Below are 17,038 nucleotides of genomic sequence, written 5' to 3' on the forward strand. Positions count from 1 at the left end.
TGGTGGTCCGGGCGGGGCGGCGCGGCTACTTGACGGCACCCGCCGTCAGTCCGGACCGCCAGAAACGCTGGAGCAGGGCGAAGGCGAGGATCAGCGGCAGCACCGCGAGCAGCGAGCCCATGATGACGACCGGGTAGTACTCGGGCGACACGGACGCGGCACTGTTCCAGGAGTACAGGCCGAGGCTCACCGGATACAGGTCCTGGTCGGACAGCATCACCATGGGTAGGAAGAAGTTGTTCCAGATGGCGGTGAGCTGGAAGAGGAAGACGGTGACCAGCCCCGGCCCGAGCATGCGCAGCGCCACCCGGAAGTAGGCGGCCAGTTCACTCGCGCCGTCCATCCGCGCGGCCTCCAGCACCTCGTCGGGCACATAGCCCTGGCTGAAGATCCGGCCGAGGTAGACGCCGAACGGATTGAACAGGACGGGGATGAACACCGCCCAGAAGGTGTTCACGAGACCCGCGCTCGACGCCATCAGGTAGAGCGGCAGGGCGAGCACGGTCTGCGGCACCATCACCGCGGCCAGCACCAGGCCGAACAGCTTCTCCTTGTGGGCGAAGCGGTACTTGTCGAAGGCGTAGCCGCAGGCGACGCTGATCAGCGAGCCGAGGGCCGCGCCGAGCACCGCGTACAGCAGGCTGTTGCCGTACCAACGGCCGTACAGCCCGCCGTCCATGGCGAAGAGGTCCTTCATGTTCTGGACGAAGGAGAAGTCGCTCAGCGACAGGATGTTGCTGCTGAACAGGGCGTCCCTGTTCTTGGCGGAGGCGAGCACCAGCCACAGCACCGGCAGCAGGGTGTACAGCACCGAGATGAACACCACCAGGTTGACGACCGAGCGCCCGAGGAGCCGGGGACGCAGGGCGGAGGCGGTGCGGGTTGCGGTCGACGCGCTCATCGGGCGCCCTCCTCGGCGGCGTCGGCACGGTTGGTCCAGCGGGTGACGCCGTAGGACAGGGCGATCGTGCACAGGAGCAGGATCACCGAAGAGGCCGCCGCCAGGCCGTAGTTGTTGCGGGTGAAGGCCGCGTCGTAGATGTACATGCTGGGGGAGAAGCGTGAGCTGATCATCGGGGTCGACTGGCTGAGCAGCATCGGCTCGGTGAAGAGCTGGAGCGCGAAGATGAGCGTGAACATCGCGACCATGACGATGGACGAGCGCACCAGCGGGGCCTTGACCTGGAGCGCCGTGCGGACGGGGCCCGCGCCGTCGACGACCGACGCCTCGATCACCTCGCGGGGGACCGCCTGCAGAGCGGCGTAGAAGACGACCATGTTGTAGCCGAGATTGCTCCACAGCGCGATGTTCACGATGGACGGCAGCACCATGTGCACGCCGAGGAAGTCCACGGTGATGTCGGCCCTGCCGAGCAGGTCGATGACCGGGCTGATCCCGGGGGTGTAGAGGTACAGCCAGATCAGCGCCGCGATGATGCCCGGCACCGCGTGCGGCAGGAACAGGGCGAGCTGGACGGTGCCCCGCAGGCGGACCACCCCGGAGTCCAGCAGCAGCGCCAGCGCGAGGGCGCCGACCACCATCAGCGGGATGTAGATCAGGCAGTACAGGGCGACGGTGCCGAGACCGCCGAGGAAGGTCGGGTCCGCCAGTACGGCGGTGTAGTTGCGGAGCCCGGCGAAGACGGTCCGCTCGGGGCCGAAGCCGAGCCCGGGCTGGTCGTCGCTGAAGAAGCTCAGATAGACGGCGGTGCCGACCGGGATCAGGAAGACGGTCGTCAGAAGGACGAAGAACGGTGTCATCAGGACGCCGCAGGCGCCGAGTTCACGCCGGCGGGCCGACCTGCGGGCCGTGGGCGCCGGGGCGGCGGCGGCCGGACTCTTCGGTGACGGACGGGCGGGGGCGTCCGTCGGTACGGACACGGGGGTGGCGCTGGTCATGGGTGTCACCTGCCTCTCTGCTGAGGGGAACGGATACGGGTCGCCGGTCAGGTGGAGCGCTGGGTGGTGGAGAGACCGAGCGCCTTGAGGTCCGGCATGGTGCCCTCCTGCGCCGCCCTGATCGCCCCGAGGATGGACCCCTGGCCCCCGCTCGCCCGTGCCAGTCCGTCCTTCATGATCCTTCCGGTGGCCGTCATCCGGGGGCCCCAGACCCAGCCCGGACGGATCTTGTGGGCCTCCTGCTCGAAGAGGGTGTAGATGTCCTGACCGCCGTAGTAGGAACGGTCGAAGGCCTTGCGGCCCACGTCGACGAGGTCCGGTGCGGCGGGGTACTGACTGCTGGCGCCGCTGGAGAGCCGGGCCCGCAGCGCGTCCGGGTGCGAGATCTGCCACTCGATGAACTCCATCGCGGCCTCCGGGTCCGCGCAGTCCCTGGTGACCGCGAAGGTCGAGCCGCCATGGGTCCCGACACCGGGATCGGCGGGATCCCACTGCGGGGACGGCGCGATCGCCCATTGGCCCTTCTGACCCGGCCGCGCCTTCATCTGCGCACCCGCGTCCCACGCGCCGCTGAACCGGCTGAGCACGAGGCCGTTGCCGATCTGCACATCGCTGTGCCGACTCTCCACCGCGTTCATGAAGACCAGGTCCTCGTCGGTCAGCCGCTGCCAGTAGGCGGCCACACGACGGGTGGGCGCGTCGGCGAGCGAGACGTTCCACGCGCCGCCCGCCGTGTCGAACCACTGCGCCCCGGCCTGCCACGCGTACGCCGCGACATGGTTGTCGCCGTCCGTCGGGAACAGCGCCATCCGGCGGTCGTCGCTCTTGTCGCGTACGGTCCGCGCCGCGTCCTCGAAGTCGTCCCACGTACGGGGGACGGTCAGCCCGTACCGTTCGAAGAGGTCGGTGCGGTAGTGCAGCACCATCGGCTCCACGTCGAGCGGGACGCTGAACACCCGCTTCTCGAACGTGGTCAGCCCCAGCGCCTGCGGCAGGAGTTTCGCCCGCAGCCCGTCGCCGACCAGGTCCGTGATGTCGCGGCAGACCCCGTCGATGGCGAAGCCCGGGACCTGCGGGTATTCGAGGGTGGCGATGTCCGGGGCGTTGCCGGCCCGCGCCGCGTTGCTGAGCTTGGCGTAACCGCCCTGTGCGCCCCCGGGGATCTGCTGGAAATCGACCTGGATGGTGTCGTGGCCCCGGTTGAACGCGTCCACGACCTCCTGGCTGCCCCGGAGGGCTGACCAGAAGGTGATGCGTGTCTTCCTGCCGGTCCTGCTGCTTACGGTCCTGCCGGTACTGCTCGTACCGCCCGATCGTGTGTCTCCGCCACCACCTCCGCAGGCGCTGAGCGCGCCCGTCAGAGGCAGTGCGGCGATCGTGGCGAGCACGGATCGACGGCTCTGTCGACCAGGCATGTGCGCCTCCCGCGGCTCCTGATTCGAGACACGGGGAATACTGATCGGCTGATCGATAGTGGTCAATAGATCGATCAAAAGAAGATTGAAGTGTTCAAACGATCAGTCTGCCGAACGGATCAACTCCCGGGTCGATCCGCGCACTTCGAGGCGGGGGAGCAGTTCCACCCGGCGCACCGGGCCCCGGGTGCCGGCCGGGTGGGCCAGCCGGTCCAGCAGCAGTTCGGCCGCCGCCCGTCCGATCTCGGCCCTCGGCGGGGCGATGGCGGTCAGCGCGGTGCTGCCCAGCGCGGCGACGACATCGTCGTACGCCACCACCGAGCAGTCCCGCGGCACCCGGATCCCGCTCTCCGCCAGCCGCTGGACCAGCATCAGGGCGTCCTCGTCGCCGTGCAGGACCGCGCCGGTCGCACCGCGCTCCCGCAGCAGCGCCGTGAGGTCCGGGACCGGTTCCCTCGTGCCGGGCTCCCCGGGGCCCGCGTTCGGGGAGGAGAGCACGACGGACCAGTCCTCCACCTCCGGCCGGGAGGCGGCGATCTCGGAGAACGCCGAACGGATGGAGCGGGCCGTGGGGCTGTCGTTCCTGGCGGCCAGGACCAGCCGGCGGTGGCCGAGCGAGATCAGGTGGTCCACGGCCAGATGGATCCCGTACCAGTGGTCGGAACAGACCGAGTCCAGGGCGTGCAGCGCGCTGCCGGGCCGGGGCCGCCGCTCCATGATGACCGTCGGCACCTCCACCTCGGAGAGCCAGCCGTAGTCCGCCTCCTCGCCGGCCGCGCTCCGCCACCGGGGGGAGATGAGCAGGCCGCGCGCACCGGCCGCCAGCGCCCTTTCCACCTGAGGCCGTTCGGCCCCGGCCGCCTGCGGCGCGATGTGCAGGGTGATCCGCGCACCGGCCTCCTCCAGGGCCGTCCTGGCGCCGTGCAGCGTCTCGTACAGATAGGAGTGCCGCTCCGGGACGACCAGGGCGATCGCCGCCCCGTCCCCGGCCGTGTCCCCGCTCCGGGCGGCGGGCACGGCCCTGGCCGGTACGTCGTCCGCGACCGGCCGGACCACCCCGTGCCCGCGCCGCAGCATCCCCGTCCTCGCCAGCTCCTCCACGTCCCGGCGCAGCGTGACCGCCGAGACGTCCAGCTCGGTGGCGAGCGAACTCACCTTGACCGCGCCGCGCGCGTGCACCACCGCGAGAATGCGCTTGCGCCTCAGCTCAACCGGCTCCCGCATGCTGGCCCCCTTGCCTACCGCTGTGCGATGTTCGTTTGAACGTTTGCCTGAGTGATCGCAGCATAGCGAGGGGCCGGAGCTCCGGGCGGGTCACAGGATGGAACGATGATCCGCCGAACGGAAGATGTGTCTACCATCTGATCCGGAATGGACACCATCACCCTGTGGCCGCTGGCCGCACTCGCGGCGGCATCCCTGCTCGTCGGCTTCTCCAAGACCGCCGTCAGCGGTGCCAACACGATCAGCCTCGCGGTCTTCGCGGCCGTACTGCCGGCCCGCGAATCCACCGGAGTGCTGCTCCCGATCCTCATCGCGGGCGACGTCCTCGCCGTGCTGGTCTACCGCCGGCACGCCCACTGGCCCACGCTGCTGCGGCTCTTCCCCGCCGTCGCCGTGGGCGTGGTGGGGGGCACCGTCTTCATGCTGTGGGCCGACGACGAAGCCGTGGCCCGGTCGATCGGCGCGATCCTGCTCTTCATGGCGGGCGTCACCCTCTGGCGCCGGCGCGCCCGCCCCGAGCCGCCCCCGGAGGACGAGGACACCGACGGTCCCTCGCGCGGCGGCCGCCTCAAGGCCCGGTCGTACGGGGTGCTCGGCGGCTTCACGACCATGGTCGCCAACGCGGGCGGCCCCGTGATGTCGCTCTACCTGCTCTCCGCGGGGTTCCGCAAACTCGGCTTCCTGGGAACCTCCGCGTGGTTCTTCCTGATCGTCAACACGTCCAAGGTGCCCTTCAGCGTGGGCCTCGGTCTCATCGACGCGCAGTCGCTGATGCTGGACGCCGCCCTCGTGCTGTTCGTCGTCCCGGGCGCCTACCTCGGCCGCGCCTGTGTCGGCCGCATCAACCAGAAGCTCTTCGACCGCATCGTCATCGGGGCCACCGTCCTGGGCGGCCTCCAGCTGCTGCTGCGCTGAAGACCGCCCGGGGGAGCGGGAGTCAGACGATGCCCTCGGCGATCTCCGCCTGCTCACGGGCGTTCCCGTACGCGGCCGGAGTGCTGTACGAACGGCGCGCGACGAACCACCAGACCGTGGCCAGGACCAGCACCGCGACCAGTGCGATCGACGCGTAGTTCATCGAGTCGATCGTCACCGGCGACGACTGCGGCAGCAGGAACAGCACGGTCACGGCCGCGACCCACGCCACCGCGATCCAGCCGATCGGCTTCGACCAGCGGCCCAGGTGCCACGGGCCGCGCTGGAAGCGGTCCCCGGCGCGCAGCTTCAGATAGATCGGGATGGCGTACGCGGGCGTGATCCCGATGACGTTGATCGCCGTGACCGCGCCGTACGCCGTCGCGGAGTACAGCGAGGGCACCGCCAGCAGCGCGGCGACACCGACCGAGAGCCACACCGCGGGCACCGGGGTCTGCGTACGCGCGCTGACCTTGCGCCACAGCGCGGAGCCCGGCAGGGCGTTGTCACGGCTGAAGGCGAAGACCATCCGGCTCGCGGCCGCCACCTCGGCGTTGCCGCAGAACAGCTGGGCCGCGATGACGATCAGCAGCATGGCCGTCGCGCCCGCCGTGCCCAGCGCGTCGATGAGGATCTGGGCGGGCGGGACCCCGGTCGCGCTGTTCTGCGTACCGGCGTAGTCCTGGATGGCGAAGGTCAGCCCGGCCAGCAGCACGAAACCGGCGATCCACGAGACCCAGATGGCCCGGACGATCCCCTTGGCCGCCGTCACCGACGCGTTCGAGGTCTCCTCGGACAGGTGGGCGGAGGCGTCGTAACCGCAGAAGGTGTACTGCGCCAGCAGCAGACCGATCGCCGCCACGTAGATCGGGTTCTCCCAGCCGGTGTCGTTGACGAACTCGGTGAAGACGAACGACGGCGACTGGTGGTGCGACGGCACGACCGCCAGCACCGTCACGATCACCGCGACACCGGCCAGATGCCACCAGACGCTGATCGAGTTGAGCACACTGACCAGGCGTACGCCGAAGAGGTTCAGCACGGCGTGCAGCAGCAGGATGCAGAGGAAGATCACCATCGTGGAGCCGGGGGTCGGATCGAACCCCCACTGCAGATTGAGCAGCGCGCCCGTGAACAGCGCCGCCCCGTAGTCGATACCGGCGATGGCGCCCAGCAGACCGAGCAGATTCAGCCACCCGGTGTACCAGCCCCACTTACGGCCGCCGAGCCGGTCGGCCATGTAGTACAGGGCGCCCGACGTCGGGTACGCGCTGGTGACCTCGGCCAGGGCCATGCCCACACAGAGCACGAACAGGCCGACGCCCGCCCAGCCCCAGAGCATCACGGACGGGCCGCCGGTCGACATGCCGAAGCCGTACAGCGTCATGCAGCCGGACAGGATCGAGATGACGGAGAAGCTGATCGCGAAGTTGCCGAAGCCGCCCATGCGACGGGCCAGCACCGGCTGGTAGCCGAGCTCGCGCAGCCGCTGTTCTTCGTCGGTGTGCGGCGTGGGCTCCGTGCTCGACGGGGTCGAGGCGGATATGGACATGGGGACGACCTCCAGGTGGGGGGCGGGGGACGGAAAAACTCGTGGGTGACGGGGAGGGGACGGGGAGCGGCGGGCGCACGCCGGTTCAGCCGTGCGGATCCCTCCCGGGCGCGGGACCGGCGGCCAGACAGCGGTTCCGGGCCCGGAGGAACACCTCCTCGGCACCGGCCGGATCCCGCGGCGAACGGATGCGATGGGCCCAGGGGACCGACGTGTAGTACGGGCCCATCGCCCGGAACACCGGGGCGGCGTCGGCGAACCGGAGCGACCCCCACAGCGCGTGCGCCAGATGGTTGAGATCGAGCAGGGACCGGCCGGCCGGCTCCGCCTCCTCGAACCAGACGCGCAGCGCACGCCGGGCGTCGCGCTCACCGTCCTCGGTGACCCAGTGCAGGTCCAGCGCCCGCTCGTTGCCGTGCTCGCGGCGGTAGCGCTCCACCCGGACGTACAACGGCAGCACATGGAGCGCGGAACCCTCCGGGGCCGAAGAGGCCGCCCACTGGACGAAGTTGACCGCCTCGGAGAGCGTGCCGCTCGTCTGTCTCGCGTAGACGAACTGCAGCATCCGGTGGTACGCCTCGCGGTTGAACGGATCGCGTTTGTCCGCCTCCGCCAGCAGGCCCCACGGACCGGGGAACAGCATCGGGCCCGGCGGCAGCAGCCGGTGCTCCTCCAGGCGCTGCCCCTCGTCGAGCTGGGAGAGCGCGAGCAGGCAGACCCAGGGCACCGGGTCCGCGGGCGAGGCGTGCGCGGCGGAGCGGCACCCCTCCCACGCCTCCTGCCACAGCTCCTGGGCCCTCGGATGCTTCTCCCGGTGGGCGCGTACGGCGCGCTCCACGGCCACCCGGGCGCGCATCACCGTCGCCGCGACACTCCGCGGTTCCTCGGCGAGCCAGGCGTGCACCGCGTCGGAGCCGGCCGCCACGGCCGCGAGGACCTGGGTCCGCTGGGTCCACAGCGCCCAGTCCGGTGTGCTCTCCAGCAGATTCCGCATGGCGAGCCAACGGCCGGTACGCAGATCCTGCAACGCCACACGCAACGGGTGGTCGTGCCCCGCGGGGTGGTAGACCGGCCGGAAGTCACCGGTAGCCATGTGCGCGCCCCGCCCCTGGACGCGTGGTGGGGGCGGGGCGGCGAGCCGGGCACAGGGGCACGGCACATGCTCTTCTCGTCATGAATCCTCATGGAGCGTGGGGGGTCGGGCCGTTCGGGGCATGAACCACCGGTGGTCATCGTCCGGTTGTCCACACGGCGAGGAGTTTAGAGCCCAGCGCCCCCACGTTCCGGCGACTCCGAGGATCTTCTCAAGTAGCCTTCACATACCGCACGTTGACCTTCCGTAGGCGCTCCGGACGGGAAGTTCCGGTGAGGGTTGACGTGGGGCGTGGTCTGCACGACTGTGGGCGCGAAGACCAGATGATCACGATTCCGCCCGGGTCCGGGCGGTCCGCACGGCTGGAGCACGGAGTGACGGGACCGGTACTCGCCATCGACCAGGGGACGTCCGGGACCAAGGCACTGGTGATCTGTCCCGAGCGCGGGGTGATCGGTTCCGGTTCCGCACCCGTACGCCCGCGGTACGGCGCCGGGGGCCTCGTGGAGGCGGATCCCGCCGAGCTGATCGGTTCGGTGCTCGACGCCGGCCGGCAGGCGGTCGCGGACGCCGCCGAGCCCGTGGCGGCCGTGGGCCTGGCCAACCAGGGCGAGACGGTGCTGGCCTGGGACCCCGCGACCGGCCGCCCGCTCACCGACGCGGTCGTCTGGCAGGACCGGCGCGCGGAGGGCATCTGCGCCGAACTCGCCGCACACGGGGACGAGCTGAAGCGGCTCACCGGCCTGCCGCTCGACCCGTACTTCGCCGCGCCCAAGATGGCGTGGTTACGCCGTGAACGCACCCGGGAGGGCGTCGTCACGACCAGCGACTCCTGGCTGGTCCACCAGCTCACCGGGGCCTTCGTCACCGACGCCGCCACCGCGGGACGCACCCAGCTCCTCGGCCTCCACGAGGTCGGCTGGTCGCCCGCCGCCCTGGAGATCTTCGGCCTCGCCGACGAGCGGCTCCCCACCGTCGTCGACTGCGCGGGACCGGTCGGCACCACCACCGCGTTCGGCGGGGAGGTGCCCCTCACCGGTCTCCTCGTCGACCAGCAGGCCGCGCTGCTCGCGCAGAACGCGCTGGAACCGGGCCAGGCCAAATGCACCTACGGCACCGGCGCGTTCCTCCTCGCCCAGACCGGCGGCCGGCCCAGCAGCGGCTCCAGCGGGCTGGTCAGCTGTGTCGCCTGGCGCCTCGGCGGACGTACCGCCTACTGCCTGGACGGCCAGGTCTACACGGCCGCGTCGGCCGTGCGCTGGCTCACCGACCTCGGGGTGATCTCCGGAGCGGGTGACCTCGACCCGGTGGGCGCCTCGGTCCCCGACACCGGCGGGGTCACCTTCGTCCCGGCGCTCGCGGGCCTCGCCGCGCCCTGGTGGCGCAGCGACCTGCGCGGCTCGGTGACCGGCCTCGGCCTCGACACCACCGCGGGCCATCTGGTCCGCGCCCTGTGCGAGGGCATCGCCGCGCAGGTCGTCGCCCTCGCCGACGCCGTCGCCTCCGACCTCGGCGGGCCGCTGACCACGCTGCGGGTCGACGGCGGCCTGACCCGCTCGGCCCTGCTCATGCAGACCCAGGCGGACCTGCTGCAACGACCGGTCGAGGTCTCGGCGCTGCCCGATGTCACCGCCCTCGGCGCCGGGGTGGTGGCCAGGCTCGGCCTCGACCCCGACCTGCAACCGGGCCTGGCCACCCCCGAGTGGCGGCCCTCCGCCGTGTACGAACCACGGATCGGCCCCGAGGAGGCGGCGGAGCGCCTCGCCGGCTTCCGTACCGCCGTGGACAGCCTGCTGGAGCGCGCATGACCGTCACCGTCACCACCACCGGCCCCCTGTCCCCGGAGGACGCGCAGGCGAACGCCCCGGCGAGGGACGCGCGGAAGGACGCGGAGGGCACGTACGACGTCACCGTGATCGGCGCCGGCGTCGTGGGGACGGCCATCGCCCGCGAACTGGCCCGCCACCCCCTGCGCACCGCCCTGATCGACGCGGCCGACGACATCGGCAGCGGCACCTCCAAGGCCAACACCGCGATCCTGCACACCGGTTTCGACGCCGACCCCGGCTCGCTGGAAGCCCGCCTCGTCCGCGAAGGACGGGATCTCCTCGCCGCGTACGCCGCCGGGACCGGCATCCCGGTCGAGCGCGTCGGCGCCCTCCTCGTGGCCTGGGACGAGGACCAGCTCGCCGCCCTGCCCCGGCTGCGCGCCAAGGCCGAACGCAACGGCTACCACGCGTCCCGCATCCTCGACGCCGGCGAACTGCGCTCCCGCGAACCGCACCTGGGACCCGGCGCGCTCGGCGCCCTCCACGTCCCCGACGAGAGCATCATCTGCCCCTGGACCACCCCGCTCGCCTTCGCCACCCAGGCCGTCCGCGCCGGCGTGCACCTGCACCTGAACTGCCGGGTGCGGGACATCGCCTGCGACGCCGGAGGACACACGCTCACCACCTCGCGCGGCCCCCTGCGCACCCGCTACCTGGTCAACGCCGCCGGGCTGTACGCCGACGAGATCGACCGGCTCCTCGGCCACGACGTGTTCACCGTGACCCCGCGCCGCGGCCAGCTCATCGTCTACGACAAGCTCGCCCGCGACCTCGTCCGCCACATCCTGCTGCCGGTCCCCGGCCCGGCGGGCAAGGGCGTCCTGGTCGCCCCGACCGTGTTCGGCAACGTCCTCCTCGGCCCCACCGCCGAGGAGCTCGACGACAAGACCGCCACCGGCTCCACCGCCGACGGCCTGCACGAGCTGCGCGAGAAGGGCCGCCGGATCCTGCCCGAACTCCTCGACGAGGAGGTCACCGCCGTCTACGCGGGCCTGCGCGCCGCCACCGGACAGGAGGACTACCGCATCCAGGAGTACCCCGCACAGCGCTACGTCGCCGTCGGCGGCATCCGCTCCACCGGCCTCACCGCGTCCATGGCCATCGGCCGCCACGTCATGGACCTGCTCGCCGCCACCGGCCTGGAGACCGGGGAGCCACGCGCACTCCCGCCCCTCACGATGCCCAACCTCGGCGAGGCGTTCCCCCGCCCCTACCGGAACGCGGCACTGATCGCCGAGGACCCGGCGTACGGCACGCTCGTCTGCCACTGCGAACAGGTCACCCTCGGGGAGATCCGGGACGCGCTGTCCGCGACGGTCCCGCCGCACTCCCTGGACGGCCTGCGGCGCCGTACCCGCGCCCGGGGCGGCCGCTGCCAGGGTTTCTACTGCGGCGCCGCCGTCCGCGCCCTGTTCGAGGAGGCGCGACCGTGACCCGGAACGCACGCGAGGCCGATGTCCTGATCGTCGGCGGAGGCCCCGCGGGCCTCGCCGCCGGAGCCGAGCTCGCCGCGGCCGGCGCAGGCCGGGTGGAGATCCTGGAACGCGAGCAGGAGGCGGGCGGCATCCCCCGCCACTGCCACCACGGCGGATTCGGCGGGCGCCTCACCCGGTCCCTGTACGCGTGGACGTCCGCGACCCGTTCCCCGTACGCCCGGGAAGGGACGGACGGGCCCGCCTACGCCCGGCGGAGCGTGGCGGCCGCCCTGGACGCGGGGGCCACGCTGCGCACCGGGGTCACCGTCACCGGCTGGGACGGGCCCCTCACCGTCGAGACCACCGGACCCGCCGGACTCGAACGGATCACCGCCAGAGCCGTCGTCCTCGCCACCGGCGCCCGTGAACGGCCGCGCAGCGCCCGCATGGTCCCCGGCACCCGGCCACCCGGCGTCTACACCACCGGCGAACTCCAGCAGGCCGTCCACCTGTACGGACAGCGGATCGGCAGCCGGGCGGTCGTCGTCGGCGACGAGCCCGTCGGCCACGCGGCCGCCGCCACCCTGCGCGCCGCCGGCGTCCACGTCGTCGCCATGGTCACCGACCGGCCGTCCCGCACGGTCCGCCCGCGTCACCGGCACACCCCGCTGCTCACCGGCGCCACCGTCACCGGACTCACGGGCAGGACCCGGCTGTCCGGGGTGTCGCTGCGCCACGAGGACGGCCGCACCACCACGCTGCGCTGCGACACCGTCGTCCTCACCGGTGACTTCGTCCCCGACCACGAACTGGCCAGGCGCGGAGGGCTCCTGCTCGACCCCGGCACCCGGGGACCGGCCTACGACGCGGCGTTCCGCACCTCGCGGCCGGGTGTCTTCGCCGCCGGAAACCTGCTGCACGCCGTCGAGCACGCCGAGTTCGCCGCACAGGAGGGCCGGGCCGTCGCCGTGCCCGTACTGCACCGTCTGGCCGGCACCGGGGAAGCCCCGGGTGGCGGACCACGTCTGGTCGTCGACGCACCCCTGCGGTGGATCGCCCCCAACGTGACGGGGCCGGACGGTGCCCGCCCGCAGGGCGACCGGTTCGTGCTGCGCACCGCGCGGCGGCTGCCCCGGCCGCTGCTCGTCGTCTCGCAGGACGGGCGCGAACTCCACCGGCAGCGGCTGCTGTCGGCCGCCGTCCCGGGGCGCCCGTTCCATCTGGCGGCCGACTGGGCGGACCGGGTCGACCCGGAGGGCGCGTCCGTCCGGATCAGCGCGTACTGACCGGAGGGGGCGGGGCGGCCGGACCGGCGTCAGGGGATGAGCAGCCAGTCGGCGCCGACGGCCGCCACGAGACCGACCCCCAGCAGCCAGCTGCCCAGCCGGGTGCGGCCGTTCCTGCTGAGCTCGATCACCACACCGCAGAGGATGAGCGCGAGCCCGTAGACCCCGACGACCAGGACCGAGGAACGGCTGGCTATGCGCAGGGCCAGGACGACGCCCATCGCCGCCATCCCCACCGAGGAGAGGACGATCCGCAGGCGCCGCGCCTGACGTGGAGTGAGTCTCCCCTCCGCAGCGGCCTCTTCCGGTACGTCGTCCCCCGCCGTAGCCGCAGGTATCGCCACGGGTATCGCCGCAGGGCTCTCGCCGGGCCCGTGGTCCTGCTCCTGCTCTTGCTGTCGGTCCTGGTCCTGGTCAGAAGTGGTCATGACGCCGGATCGTAATAGCTGCGCACGGTGGTGTTCGCCGGACCGGGGATCCCGGGGGCGGTCAGGCGATCGACGCCGACACGATGGCGGACACCGCCAGGTTGCAGGCGCCCGTCACCCACACCGCCGGATGAGGCTCCCGCTCCACCAGCGTGGCCCCCAGCTTTCCGGGCGTGACCAGGTCGACGACGAGGAAGGCCACCGCCATCATGACCAGACCGAGCAGCCCGAACGCGGCCGTCGAGACGAGCCCCTTGCCGAAGTCGTCGTACGTCGTCCAGATCGACGTGAACACGATGCCGCCGATGCCCAGCAGCGCCGAGCTCAGGACGAGCGCCGCGTTGCGGTTGCGCTCCTCCCATATCTGGCGGCCGAGCTTGCCCGGTGTCAGGGCGTCGATCAGAAATATGCCGAGAACGAGCAGTACGACGCCGAGGGCCCCGTATGCGGTGGCACGGCCGAGGCCGTTGATGATGTCGGTCATCGGGGCGTCCGTCTCCTGAGCGAGTGGTCGAAGAATGGAACCTGAACGTGACCGGCGTGATCAAACACGCCGTCAAGAAGGAGCAAAACCTATCGCATTCGTGCGCTCACTCCCCGGGCCGGTCTCCCCGCCGCAACCAGGGTGCCTCGGCGGCCGCGTCGACGACCGGGGCGGCCTCCTGCGGACCGGCAGCCTCCGCGCCCCCGGACCCGGACGGGTCCACCCGGCCCGCCAACTCCCGTGCCCAGCCGATCAGCCCGTCCACGCCGATCCCGTGCGGATCCGCCGTCCGGAACTCCTCGACAGCGGCGGCGCCGCGCCTCAACAGCCGTGCCCCGCCCGCCGCGTTGCCCCGGGCGGCATGGGTCAGGCCCACCGCCATCTGCGCGAGGCCCCGCCACAGCTCGCGCTCCTCGTCCGGCCCCGACTTCCACGCGTCCTCGAACACCTCATGGGCATGGAACGGCATGCCCGCGTCCAGCAGCCGCTGGGCCTCGCGCACCGTCTCGCCGGGGGAGCGGACCACACCCTCGGGCTGCCGCTCCACCCCCGGAGCCCCGTACGGCAGGGGGCGCCCCAGCCCGTCCCGGGGGCGCGCATTGCGCGCCCTCCCTTCCTCGTCGCGGTCCCTGCGAGATTCGTCCACCCCCCGATTGTGCCTCGCACCTGCGGAGAACGGCTGGAACCCTGTCCCCCCGCACCCGCGCACGGTTAGGCTCGGTGCTCTTCGCAACCACCCTGGGAAGGGGAGGCATGAAGCCGTCCCGGCCGTTGTACGAGCGCGAACCGGAACTCGCCGCAGCCGCACAGGCGCTGGACGCCCTCTGCGGCGGACAAGCGGCCGGCGGGCTGCTGGTCTTCAGCGGCGAAGCCGGCATCGGCAAGACCGCGCTGCTCGGCGAGATCCAGGCCATGGCCACCGACCGCTGCACCATCTGGTCCGCCCGTGGCGGTGAGACGGTCACCTCGGTGCCGTTCCACGTCGTACGCCAACTGCTCCAGCCCGCACTGGTCCGGTTCCCCGCCGACGAGATCCGCGCCCTGTTCGGCGACTGGTTCGACATCGCCGCGCCCGCCCTGGGCCTCGCCGACCCCAGCGGCCCGCAGCCCGACCCCCAGGGCGTCAGGGACGGCCTCGACCACGTCGTCTCCCGGCTCGCTTCCGGCCTCAGCCACCGGCCGCTGCTCCTCATAGTGGACGACGCGCACTGGGCGGACGGCGAATCCCTCGCCTGGCTCGCCGGATTCACCGCACGGCTGTCCGAACTGCCCGTGCTGGTCGTCCAGGCACACCGCCCGCAGGAGCTCGCCGACCGCAACGCCGACTGGGCCATCGCCCGCGCCCCGGAGAACAGCACCGCCGGCCACCCGGCGCTGACCCGCGTGGCGCTGCGCGCCCTCACCCCCGAGGCCACGGCCGAACTGGTGCGGGCCGGCCTCGGGGACCACGCGGACGACCCCTTCTGCCGCGAGGTCTGGGCCGTCACCGGCGGCAACCCGTACGAGGCGGTCGAGCTCGTCGCCAAGGCCCAGGACCGCGAACTGCCACCGGTCGAGGAATCCGCCGGCTTCCTGCGTGAACTCGGCGCCTCCGCCCGGGGCAGCGGGCTCGTCGCCCGCCTCGAACGCCTCGGCACCAACGCCAACCGCTTCGCCTGGGCGGCGGCCGTGCTCGGCACCGAGATCTCCCAGGAACTCGCAGCGACCCTGGCCGGGATGAGCTCGGCGGAGGCCGCCGACTGCACGGCACGGCTGCGGGACGCCCGTATCGTCAGCGGCTTCGACCCGCTGGAGTTCGTCCACCCCCTCATCGCCACCGCCGTCTACCGCTCCATCCCGCCCGCGACGCGCACCGCCATGCACGGCCGGGCGGCCTGGGCGATCACCCAGGCCGGCCTCGGGGCTGCCGCGGCCTCCCGCCATCTGCTCGAAGTGCACCCCGACGACGACCAGGAGCTCGTCGCGCAGCTCCGCGAGGCGGCACGGCAGCATCTCGCGGTCGGCGCCCCGGAAGCGGCCAGGCGCTGTCTCGAACGCGCCCTGGACGAACCGCCGCGCCCCGACGAGCGGGCGGAGCTGCTGTACGAACTGGGCTGCGCCACGCTGCTCTCCTCGCCGGCCACCACGGTGCAGCACCTGCGCGCCGCGCTCGACACACCCGGGCTCGACGAGAAGCTCCGCGTCGACGCCACCTTCCGGCTGGCCTCCGCCCTGTCCCACAACAACCAGCTCAAGGACGCGGCGCTCTCGCTGGCGGCCGAGGCGTCACGCACCGCCCCCGGCCCCGGTCTGATGCGTCTCCAGGCCGCGCACTTCCTGTGGGAGGGCATGCAGGCCTCCGAGGACGACGGACCCGCGCGCTCGGCCCGGCTCGCCCGCAACGCGGACCACCTCAAGGGCCGCGACAACGCCGAACGCGCCCTGCTCACCCTGCGGGCCTTCGACGCCATGCTCCGTGGCGAGAACGCCCAACTCGTCGTGGACTTCTGCGAACGCGCCCTGGTCGACGGGCGGCCCGCGCGCGGGCTCGGCTGGACCGACTCCGAATGGGGCTTCGAGCTCCCCACGATGGCGGGCATCACCTACGCGTTCACCGACCAGCTGGACCGGGCCGAAGCCCTCTTCGGCGAGGCCGTACGCGCCTTCGAGATCTCCGGATGGAGCGGCGCGCACCTCGCGTTCGCGCACACCCTCCTGGGGCTCGTGCACCGCCGGCGCGGCCGTCTCGCCGAGGCCGAGGGCTTCCTGCGCGAGGGACTGCGCCTCGCCGACCGGGCCGGCAGCGGACTGCCCGTCCACTGGGACGCCACCTGCCTCCTCGTCGACACCCTGCTCGCCCGCGGCCGGACGGCGGAGGCCCGGCTCGTCGCCGACCGGTACGCCTTCGGCCCGCCGTACCCCAGCGCGATGGTCCTGCCGGACGCCCCGTGTGTACGCGGACGGCTGCTGCTGGCCGAGGGACGTACGGCGGAGGCCGTGGCCGAGCTGGAGTCGGCGGGCGCGGCACTGGAACCACGCGGCCGCTTCAACGGAGTCTGGGCGCCCTGGGCCGGGGATCTCGCCCGCGCCCTGGCCGACACCGAGCCGGTCAGGGCCGCCCAGCTGGCCACCCGGGCGCGCGTCCACGCGGAACGGTTCGGCACGGACACGGCGATCGGCGAGGCCCTGCGCTGCATGGCCCTGTTCGTACCCGAGGAGGAGGCGGCCCACCTGCTGGCCGAGTCCGTACGCCACCTGGACGCGTCCTCCTCCGCCTACGAGCACGCGCTCGCCCGCTTCGATCACGGCGTCGCCATCCGCTCCCGCCAGGAGCTGGCCCGGGCCGAGAAGCTCGCCACCGCCTGCGGCGCCGAAGGACTGGCGACCCGCGCCCAGCAGGTACGGGCGTCGATCCGGTCCTCGGAGTGAGGTAATGTTTGTCCTGCGCAGCCGCCCGGGAGAACCGGGAGGAAACGCATCGGGACGTGGCGCAGCTTGGTAGCGCACTTGACTGGGGGT

At 72.3% G+C, this 17,038-nt stretch carries 14 protein-coding genes; 5 read left to right on the top strand and 9 right to left on the bottom strand.

The features are described 5' to 3' along the window. Positions 1 to 25: 25 nt before the first annotated feature. The 4 genes from JKV81_RS23260 to JKV81_RS23275 all read right to left on the bottom strand — a co-directional run bounded on the left by JKV81_RS23260 (position 26) and on the right by JKV81_RS23275 (position 4,538). A complete protein-coding gene (locus tag JKV81_RS23260; protein ID WP_202077592.1) occupies positions 26 to 901 on the bottom strand; it encodes a carbohydrate ABC transporter permease in 876 nt (291 codons plus the stop codon). Further along, entirely contained in the window at positions 898 to 1,899 is a 1,002-nt protein-coding gene (locus tag JKV81_RS23265; protein ID WP_129266637.1) for a carbohydrate ABC transporter permease, read from the bottom strand. The genes JKV81_RS23260 and JKV81_RS23265 overlap by 4 nt, the downstream gene beginning before the upstream one ends. Positions 1,900 to 1,946: 47 nt before the next feature. Next, entirely contained in the window at positions 1,947 to 3,314 is a 1,368-nt protein-coding gene (locus tag JKV81_RS23270) for an extracellular solute-binding protein (RefSeq protein WP_129266636.1), read from the bottom strand. Positions 3,315 to 3,416: 102 nt separating this feature from the next. Beyond that, positions 3,417 to 4,538 carry a substrate-binding domain-containing protein gene (locus tag JKV81_RS23275; RefSeq protein WP_129266635.1) on the bottom strand — a complete coding sequence of 374 codons (1,122 nt, stop codon included), beginning with the start codon at positions 4,536 to 4,538 and terminating at the stop codon, positions 3,417 to 3,419. A 147-nt stretch (positions 4,539 to 4,685) separates the two neighbouring features. On the opposite strand from JKV81_RS23275, the gene JKV81_RS23280 reads away from it, so the two are divergent. Continuing rightward, a complete protein-coding gene (locus JKV81_RS23280; protein WP_129266634.1) occupies positions 4,686 to 5,453 on the top strand; it encodes a sulfite exporter TauE/SafE family protein in 768 nt (255 codons plus the stop codon). Positions 5,454 to 5,475: 22 nt separating this feature from the next. Here the strand turns inward: JKV81_RS23280 and JKV81_RS23285 are convergent, their stop codons facing one another. Both JKV81_RS23285 and JKV81_RS23290 read right to left on the bottom strand, forming a co-directional pair. Beyond that, on the bottom strand, positions 5,476 to 7,005 hold the full coding sequence (locus JKV81_RS23285) for an amino acid permease (RefSeq protein WP_124279007.1): 1,530 nt from the start codon (positions 7,003 to 7,005) through the stop codon (positions 5,476 to 5,478). Positions 7,006 to 7,090: 85 nt separating this feature from the next. Beyond that, complete coding sequence (locus tag JKV81_RS23290; protein WP_129266633.1) at positions 7,091 to 8,098, bottom strand: hypothetical protein; 1,008 nt, start codon at positions 8,096 to 8,098, stop codon at positions 7,091 to 7,093. A gap of 374 nt (positions 8,099 to 8,472) precedes the next feature. On the opposite strand from JKV81_RS23290, the gene JKV81_RS23295 reads away from it, so the two are divergent. The 3 genes from JKV81_RS23295 to JKV81_RS23305 are packed head-to-tail and all read left to right on the top strand — an operon-like array spanning position 8,473 to position 12,628. After that, complete coding sequence (locus JKV81_RS23295; protein WP_202077593.1) at positions 8,473 to 9,906, top strand: FGGY family carbohydrate kinase; 1,434 nt, start codon at positions 8,473 to 8,475, stop codon at positions 9,904 to 9,906. Then, a complete protein-coding gene (locus JKV81_RS23300; protein WP_202077594.1) occupies positions 9,903 to 11,360 on the top strand; it encodes an FAD-dependent oxidoreductase in 1,458 nt (485 codons plus the stop codon). Before JKV81_RS23295 ends, JKV81_RS23300 begins: the two co-directional genes overlap by 4 nt. Further along, positions 11,357 to 12,628 (top strand): FAD-dependent oxidoreductase, encoded by a 1,272-nt coding sequence (locus tag JKV81_RS23305; protein ID WP_202077595.1) that lies wholly within the window; start codon positions 11,357 to 11,359, stop codon positions 12,626 to 12,628. Before JKV81_RS23300 ends, JKV81_RS23305 begins: the two co-directional genes overlap by 4 nt. A 29-nt stretch (positions 12,629 to 12,657) precedes the next feature. Here JKV81_RS23305 and JKV81_RS23310 read toward each other — a convergent pair whose 3' ends face one another. The 3 genes from JKV81_RS23310 to JKV81_RS23320 form a co-directional block, all read right to left on the bottom strand. After that, complete coding sequence (locus tag JKV81_RS23310) at positions 12,658 to 13,056, bottom strand: hypothetical protein (RefSeq protein WP_202077596.1); 399 nt, start codon at positions 13,054 to 13,056, stop codon at positions 12,658 to 12,660. A gap of 61 nt (positions 13,057 to 13,117) precedes the next feature. Further along, positions 13,118 to 13,540 carry a DUF350 domain-containing protein gene (locus JKV81_RS23315; protein ID WP_099175509.1) on the bottom strand — a complete coding sequence of 141 codons (423 nt, stop codon included), beginning with the start codon at positions 13,538 to 13,540 and terminating at the stop codon, positions 13,118 to 13,120. Between the two features lie 106 nt (positions 13,541 to 13,646). Beyond that, positions 13,647 to 14,186 carry a DUF309 domain-containing protein gene (locus JKV81_RS23320; protein WP_129266628.1) on the bottom strand — a complete coding sequence of 180 codons (540 nt, stop codon included), beginning with the start codon at positions 14,184 to 14,186 and terminating at the stop codon, positions 13,647 to 13,649. A 107-nt stretch (positions 14,187 to 14,293) separates the two neighbouring features. Between JKV81_RS23320 and JKV81_RS23325 the strand changes: the two genes are divergently transcribed. After that, positions 14,294 to 16,948 (top strand): ATP-binding protein, encoded by a 2,655-nt coding sequence (locus JKV81_RS23325; RefSeq protein WP_202077598.1) that lies wholly within the window; start codon positions 14,294 to 14,296, stop codon positions 16,946 to 16,948. Positions 16,949 to 17,038: the final 90 nt, after the last annotated feature.

This window comes from Streptomyces silvae (assembly GCF_016745505.1).
GTDB lineage: Bacteria > Actinomycetota > Actinomycetes > Streptomycetales > Streptomycetaceae > Streptomyces > Streptomyces silvae.

Bases quoted from the DNA above. Each gene is read 5' to 3' on its own strand.
- JKV81_RS23310 (WP_202077596.1), bottom strand. From the start codon at position 13,056: ATGACCACTTCTGACCAGGACCAGGACCGACAGCAAGAGCAGGAGCAG.
- JKV81_RS23260 (WP_202077592.1), bottom strand. From the start codon at position 901: ATGAGCGCGTCGACCGCAACCCGCACCGCCTCCGCCCTGCGTCCCCGG.
- JKV81_RS23280 (WP_129266634.1), top strand. From the start codon at position 4,686: ATGGACACCATCACCCTGTGGCCGCTGGCCGCACTCGCGGCGGCATCC.
- JKV81_RS23315 (WP_099175509.1), bottom strand. From the start codon at position 13,540: ATGACCGACATCATCAACGGCCTCGGCCGTGCCACCGCATACGGGGCC.
- JKV81_RS23325 (WP_202077598.1), top strand. From the start codon at position 14,294: ATGAAGCCGTCCCGGCCGTTGTACGAGCGCGAACCGGAACTCGCCGCA.
- JKV81_RS23275 (WP_129266635.1), bottom strand. From the start codon at position 4,538: ATGCGGGAGCCGGTTGAGCTGAGGCGCAAGCGCATTCTCGCGGTGGTG.
- JKV81_RS23270 (WP_129266636.1), bottom strand. From the start codon at position 3,314: ATGCCTGGTCGACAGAGCCGTCGATCCGTGCTCGCCACGATCGCCGCA.
- JKV81_RS23290 (WP_129266633.1), bottom strand. From the start codon at position 8,098: ATGGCTACCGGTGACTTCCGGCCGGTCTACCACCCCGCGGGGCACGAC.
- JKV81_RS23265 (WP_129266637.1), bottom strand. From the start codon at position 1,899: ATGACCAGCGCCACCCCCGTGTCCGTACCGACGGACGCCCCCGCCCGT.
- JKV81_RS23285 (WP_124279007.1), bottom strand. From the start codon at position 7,005: ATGTCCATATCCGCCTCGACCCCGTCGAGCACGGAGCCCACGCCGCAC.
- JKV81_RS23300 (WP_202077594.1), top strand. From the start codon at position 9,903: ATGACCGTCACCGTCACCACCACCGGCCCCCTGTCCCCGGAGGACGCG.